This is a genomic window from Pseudoxanthomonas putridarboris (genome assembly GCF_038321125.1).
GTDB classification, from domain to species: Bacteria; Pseudomonadota; Gammaproteobacteria; order Xanthomonadales; family Xanthomonadaceae; genus Pseudoxanthomonas_A; species Pseudoxanthomonas_A putridarboris.
Map to the genome: position 1 here is coordinate 40,905 of NZ_JBBWWT010000011.1, position 13,878 is coordinate 54,782.

The following is a 13,878-nucleotide window of genomic DNA, read 5'->3' on the forward strand; positions in this document are numbered from 1 at the left end:
TCCTGCGGCGCAGTCCGGCCGTTGCCTTACGGCAGCGGCACCACGTCCAGCAATGCGGCCACCAGGCGGTCGCCGTCCCAGCCTTCGGCCGTGGCCTCGTAGCTGGGCAGCACGCGATGGCGCAGCACGTCCGGCGCGATCACGCGGATGTCGTCGGGCGTCACGTAGTCGCGCCCGGCCAGCCAGGCGCGCGCGCGCGCGCAGCGCTCCAGCGCGATGGAACCGCGCGGACTGGCGCCCCAGGCGATGCGCTTCGCCAGCGAGGGGTCGTAGCGCGCGGCATCGCGCGAGGCCAGCACCAGTTCGATCAGGTAGCGTTCCAGCTGCGGCGCCATGTGCAGTCCCAGCACCGCGGCGCGCGCGGCGAAGACGTCCTCCAGCGGCATCCGCTCCACCGGCGATGGCACGGACCGCATGTGCTCGCGTGCGCGTGCGCGCGCCAGCCGCAGGATCTCGGCTTCGGCCGCCGCTTCGGGATAGCCGATCTTCACATGCATCAGGAAGCGGTCCAGCTGCGCTTCCGGCAACGGGAAAGTGCCCTCCTGCTCGATCGGATTCTGGGTGGCCATCACCAGGAACAGCGCCGGCAACGGATAGGTGTGGCGACCCACCGTGACCTGGCGCTCGCCCATCGCCTCCAGCAGCGCCGACTGCACCTTGGCCGGCGCGCGGTTGATCTCGTCGGCCAACAGCAACGGGTGGAAGATCGGCCCGGCCTGGAACTCGAAGCGCCCTTCCTGCGGACGCCACACTTCCGTACCCGTCAAATCGGCCGGCAGCAGGTCCGGGGTGAACTGCACGCGCGCGAAATCGGCCTGCAGGCGCGAGGCCAGCGCGCGGATGGCGGTAGTCTTGGCCAGCCCCGGCGCGCCCTCGACAAGCAGATGGCCGTCGGCCAGCAGCGCGATCAGCAGGCGCTCGACCAGCGCTGCCTGTCCCACGATGGTCTGAGCCAGTCCCTCACGGAGTGCGATGAACGCCTGGTGCAGGCGTGCGTTTTCCGGATCGGCGACGGTGGGCGAAGCGGGAGACGGATCGTGTGAGCTGTCCATGGGGCCTGTTGGTGGGCGGAGCCTGGAGCGATTTTGACCCAGCCGCGCACGGATGGTTCATCCGGCGGTGGACAGGCGCATGCGGGGTTCAGGGTGAAGCCGGCCCGGAAACGGCACGGGGGCCTTGCGGCCCCCGTGCGGAACAGTCTCTTGCGCAGCGCGCTTCAGCGGCGTTCGGCCACGCGCAGCACCTTCGGCGTGACGAAGATCAGCAGCTCGGCCTTCTCCTTGCTGCGGCCCTTCTTCTTGAACAGGTTGCCCAGGAAGGGGATGTCGCCCAGGAACGGGACCTTGCTGATGCTGCTGCGGTCGGTGAATTCGTACACGCCACCGATGACGACGGTCTGGCCGTCCTCGATCAGCACGGCGGTGCTGATCTCGCGACGTGCCAGCTCGGGCACGGAGCCGAAATCGCCCAGGTCGATGAACCGGATCACCTCGTCCTTCTTGACGTTCAGATTCAGGAACACGCGGTTGTCGTCGGTGATGGTCGGCGTGACCTTCAATTCCAGCAACGCTTCTTTGAACTGGACCGTCGGCGTGGCGATGCCGGTGCCGCTGCCGGTAACGGTCAGATAGCCGACTTCCCGACCCTGCTGGATCACCGCCTCGCGCTGGTTGGTGGTGACGATGCGCGGGTTGGAAATCACCTCGCCACGGCCCTCTTCCTGCAGGGCGGACAGCTCCAGATCCAGAGAGAAATTCCGCCCCAGCAAGGTGTAGGCGATGGCGCCAGCAGGCGTCGCGCCACTGGTGAAGCCGCCCGCCGGGAGATTGACGTTCAGGCCACCGGGAATCTGGATCTCGCCGTCTTCGATGATGCTGGTATTGCCCTCAAGCGAACCACCGATCGTCTGGTTACGGTCCCCAATCCTGCGTCCTTGGACACCGAAGCGCGCACCCAGGTCACGCGCGAAACTGTCGGTCGCGATGACGATGCGGCCCTCGATCAGCACCTGGTCCACCGGGCGGTCGATCACCGCGATCAGTTCGCGCATCTGCGCGACCTTCTTCGGGATGTCGCTGATCATCAGGGTATTGGTGCGCTCGTCGGCCACCACGCGACCGCGCGGCGACAGGAAGCCGTTTTCGTTATCCGTATTGCCGCTGCCGCCGCCACCACTGCTATTGCCGATGCCCTTGGCTTCCGTCAGCGCCTTGAAGATCGCGCTGGCGTTGTGGTAGTTGATCTGGATGTAATCGGTGGTCAGGTCCTCGCGGTTCTCGATCGCGATGCGCGCGTCTTCCTTGTCCTGCTCGAACTTGGCCAGTTCGGGCTGCGGGGCGACCCAGACGACGTTGCCGTCGCGGCGCTTGTCCAGGCCCTTGGCGCGCAGCACGATGTCCAGCGCCTGGTCCCACGGCACGTTGACCAGGCGCAGGGTGACATTGCCCTGCACGGTGTCGGAGGCGACGATGTTGAGGTTGGACTCTTCGGCGATCAGCTGCAGGACGGTGCGTACCGGCACGTCCTGGAAGTTGAAGGTCACCGGGCGGCCACCGTAGCGGCGGGCCTCGCTGGCCACCTTGGCGGCGGCGTTCGCGATGGCGCTGGAACTGGTGCCGGCGGTCGCGTTCGAGCTGCCGACCGCCTTCTGGCCGGCGCGCGGGACGATCTCGACGACGTACTCGTTGCCGGACTGGTAGGCCAGCGATTCGAAGTCGCCGCGGGTGCTCAGCACCAGCTGGGTGCCGCCGCCCTTGGACTGGGCTTCGACGCGCTGGACCGGCGTGGCGAAATCGACCACGTTGAGCGGGCGTTGCAGCGAAGCCGGGATGACGGCGTTGCCGACATCCACCACCACGCTGTCGCCCTGGTTGCGCAGGTCGGGCGCCGCGCCCTGGCCATCGAACTTGACGGTCAGCCGGCCGGCGCCATCCTCGCCGCGCCGGAAGTCGATGTTGGACACCGATACCGCGCGTGCGGGCGCCGGAGCGGCTGGCGACGCGGTGGCGGGGGAAGCGGTCTGCGCCGCCGGCGACCCGGCGCTGGCGGCACTGGCGGCAGCCAACAGGCCGATGGCCAGTCCCAGATAGCAGACCCGGAGCATTGCCAGGTGCCGGGCAGGCCGCAGGCGGTGGGCGTTAGAAGCGGTCATCGTGTATCCCCTAATCATTGATCTTCAAGCGCGATGGCAGCCGGCCGTTCCAGCCAACCGCCCGCGCCATCCGGCACCAGTTCGACAAGTTCTATGCCATCTTCACGGACCGTGGTGACACGGCCATCGCTCTGCCCCAGGTAGTTCCCCGGACGTACCCGGTAGGTGACCTTGTCGGGCCCCATCACCAGCGCCACCAGCCCCGGACCGCCGCCAAGCGTACCGACCATGTCCAGGCTGTCCAGCGGGTATTGCTCAAGCGTTTCCTTGCGCCGGTTCGGATCCGGGCGCAGGCCCGGGCCGTCGGTGTTGTTCCAGAGGTCGCTGAACGGATCGCGCAGCGACTGGGCGGCGTATTCGAACGTCTCGAACTGCTGCATCACCGGCAACGGCTCCAGCGGCGGCGCCGGCCGGGCACGCACGTCGGCGACCCATTTCTGCAGGTTCGGCGCATCGCCCGGGGTGCTGGTCACGCCGCGGGCGCACGCGCCGAGCAGCAGGACCAGCGAACCGGCGACGACCCAACGGGATTGCATCACACTCATTTCATACCCCCCGCCTTCGCCGCCGCGGCCGCCGCGGCCTCCTGTTCGGCCACTTCCTTCTCGTCCAGGTAGCGGTAGGTCTTCACCGTGCCCGACAGTTCGAGCGCGCCTCGGCTGGTGATGCCGCCCTTGCCTTCCTTCGGTTTCAGCGAGATGTCGTGCATGGTCAGGATGACCACGCGGGGCAGCGAGGCCACGCCGCTGACGAAGGCGCCGAACTGGTGGTAGCTGCCCACCATGCGCAACTGGATCGGCTTCTCGGCGTAGAACTCCTTCAGCGTTTCCGGCTGGGGCTGGAAGAGTTCGTTGGACAGGCCGCTGGAGAGGGCGGTCTGCGAGATGTCGATGATCAGGTCCGGCATCTCGGTCTTGCTGGGCAGCTGGCGCAGCATCTGCTGCAGCACCTGTTCCATCTGCGCGAGCTGCTGCTTCAACGGCTCGAGATTGGCGGCCTTGGCCTGCTCGGTCTCGAACTTGTCGCGCAGCGTCACTTCCTCGCGTTCCAGCGACTCCAGGGTTTCGCGCTTGCCCTTGATGAAGAGGAAGAACGAGAGCGCCAGGATGAACAGCGCCAGGATCACGCAGAAGCCGATCTTGGCGTTCTGCGGCCACGCGCCGATGTTGTTGATGTCCAGGTTCTTGAGCGATGTCTTCTTCTGGCTCATGACGCGCTCCCGGTGGCCGGCGAGGTGTCACCGCTGGGCGTGGTGGCAGGGGGTGTCGTGTCGGACGGCGCGGCCGGAGCGGGCTCCACCGGTGCCGGTGCCTCGGCAGGCGCGGCATCCGCCGGCGTGGCCGTGGGCTGGCCTTCGACAGGAGCGACGGCCGCCGCGTCCGGATCGGCCGCCGCCGCCGCGGCCGCCTCTTCCTCGGCGGTCGGATTGGCCAGGCGCACCTGCAGCTTGAAGACGTAGGGCAGCGCGCGGCTGGCGCCGGTCGAGGCCAGTTCCTTCGCGTCCTCGGGCTTGGACTCGATGATCGACAGCTCGGGCTTGGTCATCCAGCCCGATGTCTCGAGGTTGCGCATGTAGGCGCTGACGCGGGCGTTGGACTGCGCGCGGCCCTCCAGGGTCAGCACTTCGCCGTCCTGCTTGATGTTGCCCAGGGCCACGCCATCGGGAATGGTGCGGACCAGCGAGTCGAACAGGTGCACCATCTGCGAACGGTTGGCCTGCAGCTTCTCGATGACTTCCTTGCGGGCCAGCAGGCGGCGCTTCTGTTCGTCGAGCTTCTCGATTTCCTTGTTCTGCGCCTCGACCTTGGCGATCTCGGCCTTGAGGAAATCGTTGCGGACGTTCTGCCCCGCCACCTGGCGGTCGTAGTGGAGCCACAGCAGGGACGACAGCAGCAGGCCGGCGATGGCGGCGGCGCCCAGCATGGCGTAGAACTCGCGCTGGCGCTGCACGCGGCGCTCGGCGCGCCACGGGAGTAGGTTGATTCTTGCCATCAGTCAAAGCTCCTCAAAGCCAGGCCGGTGGCGATCATCAGTGCCGGGGCGTCCTGGGCCAGCGCATGCGCCTGCACGCGTGGGCCGAGGGTCATCTGCGCCAGCGGGTTGGCCACCACGGTCGGCACGCCCAGCTGTTCCTCGACCATCTCGGGCAGGCCCGGCAGGGCGGCGCAACCACCGGCCAGGACCACCTGGTCGACGCGGTTGAACTCGCTGCCCGCGTAGAAGAACTGCAACAGGCGGCTGATCTGCTGGACCGTGGCTTCCTTGAAGGGCTCCAGCACTTCCACTTCGTAGCTTTCCGGCAGCCCGCCCTGGCGCTTGGCCAGGCCGGCTTCCTCGTAGGTCAGGCCGTAGCGGCGCATCACTTCGTCGGTCAGCTGCTTGCCGCCGAACACCTGTTCGCGGCTGTACAGGCTGCGGCCACGGCGCAGGACGTTGAGCGTGGTCATGGTGGCGCCGATGTCCACCAGCGCGACCACGCCATCCTGCGGGATCGGCAGGTCGTCGGCCATCAGGGCGAAGGCGTTCTCCACCGCGAAGGCTTCCACGTCCATCACCTTGGCGGTCAGCCCGCCCAGTTCCAGCGCGGACTGGCGCAGTTCGACGTTCTCGGAGCGCGACGCGGCCAGCAGCACCTGCACCATCTCCGGGTTGTTGGGCATCGGGCCCAGCACCTCGAAGTCGAGGTTCACTTCCTCGATGGGGTACGGAATGTAGTTGACGGCCTCCAGCTCGACCTGCGCTTCCAGGTCGCTGTCGTCCAGGTCGGCGGGCATCGGGATGATCTTGGTGATCACCGCCGAACCGGCGACGGCCGCCGCGGCGTGCTTGGCCTTGCTGCCCGCGCGGTTGACCGCACGGCGAATGGCCTCGCCCACCGCCTCGACCTCGACGATGTTCTTCTCCACCACCGCGTTGGGCGGCAGCGGTTCGACCGCGTAGTGCTCCACGCGGTAGCGGTTTCCGACGCGCGACAGCTGGAGCAGCTTGACCGCGGTCGAACTGATATCGACGCCGATGAGCGGCGACTGGCTTTTTGGGATTAGCCCCACGGTCTTTCCCCTTCCGACGGGCACTGGGCGTACAGCGTGCGCCCACATTAATAACCAAGTTTTTACTCTTGGCAACCGACGTTTGCGTGGCTGTGCGGCCTGTCACGCTTCTCGAGGGTTGTTCCCCAAGTCCCTGTTCCCCTTGGGATCGCCCATGGCGACCCCGGCGGTCATCTATACTCTGCCGCCACGAATTCTGCAATCGGAAAGCACCGGATGCCCCGTTTCCGTCGTCTTCTGCGTTGGACGCTGATCACGTTCCTCGTATTGTCCCTGGCCGGCCTGGCCGGTCTGGGCTTCCTGTACTACACGGTCTCGTCCAAGCTGCCGGACATCCAGTCCCTGCGCAATGTCGAACTGCAGGAGCCCCTTTACGTCTACGCCAGCGACGGCCGCCTGATCGGCCTGTTCGGCGAGACCCGGCGCTATCCGGTGCAGATCGCCCAGGTGCCCGCCCAGGTCAAGCAGGCCTTCGTCGCCGCCGAGGACAGCCGATTCTACGAACACAACGGCGTGGACCCCACCGGCATCGCCCGCGCGGTCTGGCAGATCGTCAGCCGCAAGGAAGGCCGCGTGGCCGGCGGCAGCACCATCACCCAGCAGGTGGCGCGCCAATGGTTCCTGAGTTCCGAGTACAGCTACACCCGCAAGCTGGTGGAAATGATGCTGGCCATGCGGATCGAGAAGATGCTGAGCAAGGACGAGATCCTTGAGCTGTATCTCAACAAGAGCTTCTTCGGCAACCGCTCCTACGGCATCGCCGCCGCCGCCGAGTACTACTACGGCAAGACCCTCGACCAGTTGACCCTGGCCGAGACCGCCACCCTGGTCAGCGCACTGAAGTTCCCTTCCAGCGGCAATCCGATCAGCAACCCGGGCCGCAACCAGGAGCGCAGCGCCTACGTGGTCGAGCGCATGCGCGAGGACGGCTACGTCACCGCCGCCGAGGCCGCCCAGGCCAAGGCCGAACCGATGCACGCCAAGCCGCACGAGCGCCCGGTCGAGGTCCACGCTCCGTACGTGGCCGAGATGGTGCGCCAGGAGATGATCGCGCGCTTCGGCCCGGAGGCGCTGACCAAGGGCTACCACGTCACCACCACGCTGGACTCCGCCCTGCAGGCCGGCGCCAACGACGCCGTGCGCGACGGCCTGGGCCTGTACGACCACCGCCACGGCTGGAACGGCGTGGAGCAGCATTTCGACGTGGCCGCCGACGCCGACGCCGCCACGCTGGCCACCCACCTGCGCGGCATCGTCGCGCAGAACGGCCTGGTACCCACGATCGTCGCGCGCACCGGCGACGACGGCAGCGCCACCGTGGTGACGGTCGATGGCCGCGAGATCGTCCTGCCCGCTTCGTCCAGCAAGTGGACCGGCCGCACGCCGGCCAAGCTGTTCACGCGCGGCGACCTGGCCCGGGTCAGGGCCGGCAAGAACGAGGGCGAATACGTCATCGAGCAGATCCCGCGCGCGCAGGCCGCACTGGTCTCGCTGGATGCCGGCAACGGCGCGTTGCGCGCGCTGGTGGGCGGCTACAGCTTCGCCGGCAACAAGTTCAACCGCGCCACCCAGGCGCGCCGCCAGCCTGGCTCCAGCTTCAAGCCGTTCCTGTACGCGGCCGCGTTCGAGAAGGGCTTCAACCCGGCGTCGATCGTGCTGGACGCGCCGGTGGTGTTCCGCGACCGTCGCGGCCACATGTGGCGCCCGCAGAACGACGGCGGCGGCTTCCGCGGGCCGATGCGCCTGCGCGAGGCGCTGGTGCAATCGCGCAACCTGGTGTCGGTGCGTTTGCTGGACGGCATCGGCGTGCCGTTCGCGCGGCAGTACATCAGCCAGTTCGGTTTCGAGGAAGCGGAGCTGCCGCCCAACCTGTCGATGTCGCTGGGCAGCGCGTCGCTGACGCCGCTGTCGATGGCGCGCGGCTATGCGGTGTTCGCCAACGGCGGCTCGCGGGTGACGCCGTGGTTCATCGATGAGGTCAAGGACCGCGAAGGCAACGTGGTCTTCAAGGAGAACCCGGCCACCGCCTGCCGCGGTTGCGGCCAGGGCCAGTACGGCAGCAGTGCGCCGGCCAGCCAGGTGGTGGACGGCTTCAACTTCGGCCCGGCCCAGGCGGCCAAGCCCCCCGCACCGGTCACTGATGCGCCCCAGCCGGCCGAGAAGCCGGCCGATCCGAACATGGTGACCGCACCGCGCGCCATCGACGAACGCACGGCCTACCAGTTGACCTCGATGATGCGCGACGTGGTCCAGCGCGGCACCGGCACCGCGGCCAGGGTATTGGGCCGCGAGGACGTGGGCGGCAAGACCGGCTCCACCAACGAGCACCGCGATGCGTGGTTCAGCGGCTTCGGTGGCCCCTACGCCACGGTGGTATGGGTGGGCCGCGACAACTTCCAGTCGCTGGGCTACCGCGAATACGGCGGCCGGGCCGCGCTGCCGATCTGGATCGACTACATGCGCGTGGCCCTGAAGGACAAGCCGGTGGCGTTGAACGACCCGCCGGACGGCATGGTCCAGGCCACCCTCAACGGCGTGACCGAGTGGGTCAAGGTCGAAGACATGGACCGCATCCACGAATACGACCTGTACGGCCCGGAAGACGCCGTGCCGGACGAGGAAGCGTTCGACATCTTCTGATCGCGGGATTCGGGATTCGGGATTCGGGATTCGGGATTAAGGATTCGGTAAAAGGGTCGATGCCGCCGCTTGAACGAATCCCCACTCGCGAATCCCGGCATCCCGGCCCGTTGGTGTACAGTCGCTTCCAGTTTCGACGCGGAGGCACGCCATGCACCACGCCCGTCAGCACGCCGAAACCCGCACCCGCGAACGCCGCCAGCGGCTGGCCCATGAAGCCGCCCGGCTGATGGCCGAAGGCGGCGTCCGCGACTACCACCAGGCCAAGCTCAAGGCCGCCAACCGGCTGGGCATCCACGACGACGCATCGCTGCCGCGCAACCGCGAGATCGAGGATGCGCTGCGCCAGTACCAGCGGCTCTTCGTGGGCGAAAGCCATGCCGTCGGGCTGCGCCAGCGCCGCGAAGCGGCCCTGCGCGCACTCGGCTTTTTCGAACCGTTCTCGCCGCGCCTGGTCGGTCCCGTGCTGGACGGCACCGCCGACGCCAACTCGCCGGTGCATCTGCACTTGCACAGCGACGACCCCGACGCCGTCACCCGTTTCCTGGAAGAGCACCGCATCCCCGCCGAGCCGCGCACCCGCCGGCTGCGGATGGACCGCGAACGCATCGCCGACCTGCCGGTCTGGGTGTTCAGCGCGGAAGAACTGGGCTTCGACCTGACCGTGCTGCCGCACGACGCCTTGCGCCAGGCGCCGCTGTCGTCGGTGGACGAAAAACCAATGAAGCGCGCTTCCGGCGCGCAACTGCGGCAATTGCTGGCGGAACAGGAAATCGCGGGCTACGAACAGGACGCGGCCCACGGCTGACGCGGGGAACGCCCGCGCATCGGTCCCATTGCAGAGGCTGTATATCGGCCCCGGGCGCCATTCCGGCCGGGACAGGATGGCGACCGACCGCCACCGCGGCGCCCATTCAGCTTGCGACGCACTTTTTTCGTTGCGGGCGGCCGGCAATCGCACGCACTGCCGTTGTGAAGGGCATCGGCTAGTTGTTGCAGGTGGACTGTGGCCATGGGCATCGTCGGCGGACAAGAGGGATTCCCCGGATATCGCCAGCATCTGATCCGCATGGCGCGCGAAGCCATGGAACTGCCCGGCGTCCGCCAGGTCGCCCGTCCGCTCTATCGGCGTTACTTCCGGCGGCCCTATCGCCACGGCAATCTGTACTACGGCGTCTTCGACAGCTATGCGCAGGCGCTGCAGCAGGCACGGGCGTTCTCCTCCCGCGAGTTGCCGCCCAGCTACGACGTGGAAGCCGCGAGCCGCATGTACCGCGCGCAACTGCATCGCCTGCGCGCCTGCGATTATCCCGTCATGTTCTGGCTGGAGCAGGCGCTGGCCCAGGGCGCGCGCCGGGTGTTCGACCTGGGCGGGCATATCGGCCTGGCCTACTACGGCTTCGGGCGTTACCTGGCCCTGCCGGCCGACCTGGAATGGCGCGTGCACGATCTCCCGCATGTGATGGCGGCCGGCAACGAATGGGCGCGCGAACACGATCCGCAGCGCCGCCTGCGATTCTGCGACGACGCGGAGCAGGCGGACGGAAGCGACCTGCTGATCAGCAGCGGCGCATTGCAGTACCTGGACTACGGCCTGGCGGAGCTGCTGTCGCGCCTGCGGCGCCCGCCCCCGCACGTGCTGTTCAACCTCACCCCGATGCACCCCACGGACCGCTACTTCACCCTGCAGAACCTGGGCATCGCCGTATGCCCCTACCGGATAGAAGGCATTGCCCGGATGATCGCGGACATGAAGGAAGTGGGCTATGCCGTGCGCGACCGCTGGGACCTGCCGGAACGCCATGTACGCATCCCCTTCCAGCCCGGCCACGACATCGACCGCTACTACGGCTTCTACTTCCAGCGCATCACCGGCGAGGTCCACTGAAACGGGCAACGCCCCGCGATGCGGGGCGTTGCTCTTGCTTCCGGGACGGAGCCAGACGGCTCAGCGCTGGTCCTGGCCCTTGTAGTCGCGCACGTCGTAGCCGGTGTAGATCTGGCGCGGGCGGCCGATCTTGGCTTCCGGATCGACCTGCTGCTCCAGCCAGTGCGACACCCAGCCGGCGGTGCGGCCGATGGCGAACATGACGGTGAACATCTCGGTCGGGATCTTCAGCGCCTTGTAGATGATGCCGCTGTAGAAATCGACGTTCGGGTACAGCTTGCGCTGGATGAAGTACTCGTCCTTCAGCGCGGCCTCTTCCAGCTTCATCGCCACTTCCAGCAGCGGATCGTTCACGCCCAGCTCGCCCAGCACCTTGTGGGTCATCTCGCGGATGATCTTGGCGCGCGGGTCGAAGTTCTTGTAGACGCGGTGGCCGAAACCCATCAGGCGGAAGCCCGATTCCTTGTCCTTGGCCTTGGCCACGGCGGCATCCACCTTGTCCGGGGTGCCGATCTCTTCCAGCATCTTCAGCACGGCCTCGTTGGCGCCGCCGTGCGCCGGGCCCCACAGGGCGGTGATGCCGGCGGCCACCGACGCGTACGGGTTGGCGCCGGTGGAGCCGACCAGGCGCACGGTCGAGGTCGAGGCGTTCTGCTCGTGGTCGGCGTGCAGGATGAACAGCAGGTCCAGCGCCTTGGCCACGACCGGGCTCATTTCCAGCGGCTCGCTCGGCACTTCGAACATCATGTGCAGGAAGCGATCCACGTATTCCAGGTTGTTGCGCGGATAGCGGATCGGCCAGCCGATGGAATAGCGATAGGCGGCGGCGGCGATCGTCGGCACCTTGGCGATCAGGCGGATCGCGGCCAGGCGGCGCTGTTCCGGGTCTTCCAGGTCCAGCGTGTCGTGGTAGAAGGCCGACAGCGAGGCGACGGTGCCGGCCAGCATGGCCATCGGGTGCGCGTCGTAGTGGAAGCCGTGCAGGAAGTTCTTCAGCGACTCGTGCATCATCGTGTGATGCGTGACCTCGTGGTCGAACTTCTCGAATTCCGCCGCGGTCGGCAGTTCGCCGTTCATCAGCAGGTAGGCGACTTCCAGGAAGCTGGAATGCTTGGCCAGTTGTTCGATCGGGTAACCGCGGTACAGCAGCACGCCATTGTCGCCGTCGATGTAGGTGATGGCGGACTTGCAGCTGGCGGTGGCGGTGAAACCGGAATCGTAGGTGAAGAGGCCGGTTTCCTTGGTCAGCTTGGAAACATCGACGCAATCGTTGCCAAGCGTGGGTTTCAGGACTGGCAGGACGACGGATTTGTCGCCTGCATTCAGCGTGACCTGGTCGAGTTCGGACACAGTGTGCGCTCCTTCGTGGGGGTGCACCGGCCGATTGCCCGGTCGGTGCGTGACGGATGTCCAGGCAGTGGGCCTTGGATGACCCGAATTATCGCACACCGCTCTCGGAGCCGTCGCTCAGGACCGGACCAAAGTCAGACCAAAGAATAAGGCCCACGGCCCGCGCAGCAAGGGTTTCCGGCCGATCCGCGACATGCGCGCGGAAGACGGAAACGCAAACGGCCGCGCACCAGGCGCGGCCGTAGGGCGACACGACGAACGTCTATCAGCGCGCGTAGCGCTTCTGGAACTTGTCGATGCGGCCGCCGGTGTCGATGACCTTGTGCTTGCCCGTGTAGAACGGGTGCGAGGCCGAGGAGATTTCGACCTTGATCAGCGGGTATTCGTTGCCGTCTTCCCACTTCGTCGTTTCCTTGCTGCCCAGGGTCGAGCGGGTCAGGAACTTGAAATCGGAGGTCACGTCGTGGAAGACGACTTCGCGGTACTGGGGATGGATGTCGGCCTTCATGGCGGGCACACCGTGTTGCGGGAATGGAAGAGCGGCATTGTAGCCCGCCCCGCCCGTCCCGCGCAACCTGCCCGACCGGGCTGGATCGACCTTCGGTCCCGACAGGCCTCGCCGACCTTTCGGAGCGACTGCTTGGCGGAAAACGGGAAGTCGTGCGCTGCGCGCACTGGCAAGTCGGCGGCTTCGCCGCCTGTAAGGCGGTAAGGAAAAGCGCCGTTACTCCTGAACTTACAGGCGGCGAAGCCGCCGACTTCCCTCTTTACCCCCCTGACCATCCTGAAGCTGGACAGCGATTCGCCCCAGGGCCTGTCCCAATAGCGTCGGCAGGCCCTGGCCGCTCAGCCTGCGGCCAGCGCCGCCCGGATCAGGCCTTCGAAGCGGTCCTGGTCGTACTTCAGCAGGATATGGGCGCTGTCGGGCCGGCCGCTCTCGCGGCGCCAGTCCACCACGCTGGCGCCGCGGGTATGGGCACCCTGCAGTTCGATGGCGACCGGCCGCTCGGCCACCTCCAGCGCCCCCTCCGGGGCCAGGGCGAAGGCCATGGCCACGGCGTCGGCGGCATACCAGTGGTCGCCCCGGCGGTCGATGGACCACAGCCGCGTCTTCTCGGAGATCCCGGCATAGAAGCGGGCCCGCGGGGAGTCGGCCCGCAGCCATTCGGCCACCCGCTCGTGGTGCAGGCCGTGGGCGATGGTCGCTTCCCAGTCCGCCAGGTCGATCCGTCCGAAAGCCTGGAACACCAGGTGCGCGGCCTCCGGGTCGAAGTAGAAGTTGAATTCGGCGGCAGGGGTGATGTTGCCGTGGCCGGTCACCGCGCCGCCCATCACCACGAAACGCGCCACCCGCTGCGGCAACGTCGGATCGAGCTTGAGCGCCAGCGCGATGTTGGTCAGCGGCCCCAATGCCACCAGCAGCAGCCTGCCGGCGTGTTCGTGCGACAGGCGCAGGATCGCCAGCGCCGCATGCTCGGTTTCCGCGCTGCGGGCGGGCGGCGGGTAGCCGATGTCGCCGAATCCATCCTGCCCGTGTACATAGCCGGCATCCGGCGCCGGGTGCAGCAGCGGTTCGGGCGTGCCGGCGAACACCGGCACGTCGTCGCGGCCGGCCACCTCGCACAGCTTCAACGCATTGCGCACCGTGTGTCGCAGGCCGACGTTGCCGGCGGCGATGGTCAGGCCCACCACGTCGTGGCGGTCGTCGTTGAAAGCCATCAGCAGGGCCAGCGCGTCGTCGACGCCGGGATCGGTGTCGATCAGCAGGGGAATCTTCTTCGTCATCTTCTGTCGCTTCT

12 protein-coding genes are annotated in these 13,878 nt (G+C 67.3%); 3 read left to right on the plus strand and 9 right to left on the minus strand.

The genetic code is table 11. The features are described 5' to 3' along the window. Positions 1 to 26 precede the first annotated feature (26 nt). The 6 genes from AAD027_RS16905 to AAD027_RS16930 form a co-directional block, all read right to left on the minus strand. The gene (locus AAD027_RS16905) at positions 27 to 1,052 is read right to left on the minus strand and encodes an AAA family ATPase (RefSeq protein WP_341727205.1); all 1,026 of its coding nucleotides are present in this window, start codon (positions 1,050 to 1,052) and stop codon (positions 27 to 29) included. Positions 1,053 to 1,216: 164 nt separating this feature from the next. Further along, positions 1,217 to 3,151 carry a type IV pilus secretin PilQ gene (locus AAD027_RS16910; protein ID WP_341727206.1) on the minus strand — a complete coding sequence of 645 codons (1,935 nt, stop codon included), beginning with the start codon at positions 3,149 to 3,151 and terminating at the stop codon, positions 1,217 to 1,219. A gap of 14 nt (positions 3,152 to 3,165) precedes the next feature. After that, on the minus strand, positions 3,166 to 3,687 hold the full coding sequence (locus tag AAD027_RS16915) for a pilus assembly protein PilP (RefSeq protein WP_341727207.1): 522 nt from the start codon (positions 3,685 to 3,687) through the stop codon (positions 3,166 to 3,168). A 5-nt stretch (positions 3,688 to 3,692) separates the two neighbouring features. Further along, positions 3,693 to 4,361, minus strand: a complete 669-nt coding sequence (locus tag AAD027_RS16920; protein ID WP_341727208.1) for a type IV pilus inner membrane component PilO — start codon at positions 4,359 to 4,361, stop codon at positions 3,693 to 3,695. Next, positions 4,358 to 5,143 carry a PilN domain-containing protein gene (locus AAD027_RS16925; RefSeq protein ID WP_341727209.1) on the minus strand — a complete coding sequence of 262 codons (786 nt, stop codon included), beginning with the start codon at positions 5,141 to 5,143 and terminating at the stop codon, positions 4,358 to 4,360. Before AAD027_RS16925 ends, AAD027_RS16920 begins: the two co-directional genes overlap by 4 nt. Continuing rightward, on the minus strand, positions 5,143 to 6,201 hold the full coding sequence (locus AAD027_RS16930) for a pilus assembly protein PilM (protein WP_341727210.1): 1,059 nt from the start codon (positions 6,199 to 6,201) through the stop codon (positions 5,143 to 5,145). Before AAD027_RS16930 ends, AAD027_RS16925 begins: the two co-directional genes overlap by 1 nt. A 216-nt stretch (positions 6,202 to 6,417) precedes the next feature. Between AAD027_RS16930 and AAD027_RS16935 the strand changes: the two genes are divergently transcribed. From AAD027_RS16935 to AAD027_RS16945, 3 genes are all read left to right on the plus strand, one after another. Next, positions 6,418 to 8,841 (plus strand): penicillin-binding protein 1A, encoded by a 2,424-nt coding sequence (locus AAD027_RS16935; RefSeq protein ID WP_341727211.1) that lies wholly within the window; start codon positions 6,418 to 6,420, stop codon positions 8,839 to 8,841. A gap of 151 nt (positions 8,842 to 8,992) precedes the next feature. Continuing rightward, on the plus strand, positions 8,993 to 9,649 hold the full coding sequence (locus AAD027_RS16940; protein WP_341727212.1) for a hypothetical protein: 657 nt from the start codon (positions 8,993 to 8,995) through the stop codon (positions 9,647 to 9,649). A gap of 261 nt (positions 9,650 to 9,910) precedes the next feature. After that, complete coding sequence (locus tag AAD027_RS16945) at positions 9,911 to 10,729, plus strand: TIGR04325 family methyltransferase (RefSeq protein ID WP_341727213.1); 819 nt, start codon at positions 9,911 to 9,913, stop codon at positions 10,727 to 10,729. A gap of 60 nt (positions 10,730 to 10,789) precedes the next feature. Here the strand turns inward: AAD027_RS16945 and AAD027_RS16950 are convergent, their stop codons facing one another. From AAD027_RS16950 to AAD027_RS16960, 3 genes are all read right to left on the minus strand, one after another. Further along, positions 10,790 to 12,079 (minus strand): citrate synthase, encoded by a 1,290-nt coding sequence (locus AAD027_RS16950; RefSeq protein ID WP_341727214.1) that lies wholly within the window; start codon positions 12,077 to 12,079, stop codon positions 10,790 to 10,792. A gap of 265 nt (positions 12,080 to 12,344) precedes the next feature. Beyond that, on the minus strand, positions 12,345 to 12,587 hold the full coding sequence (locus AAD027_RS16955; RefSeq protein WP_341727215.1) for a type B 50S ribosomal protein L31: 243 nt from the start codon (positions 12,585 to 12,587) through the stop codon (positions 12,345 to 12,347). Between the two features lie 338 nt (positions 12,588 to 12,925). Further along, positions 12,926 to 13,864, minus strand: coding sequence for a nucleoside hydrolase (locus AAD027_RS16960; protein WP_341727216.1), 939 nt, complete (start codon positions 13,862 to 13,864; stop codon positions 12,926 to 12,928). Positions 13,865 to 13,878: the final 14 nt, after the last annotated feature.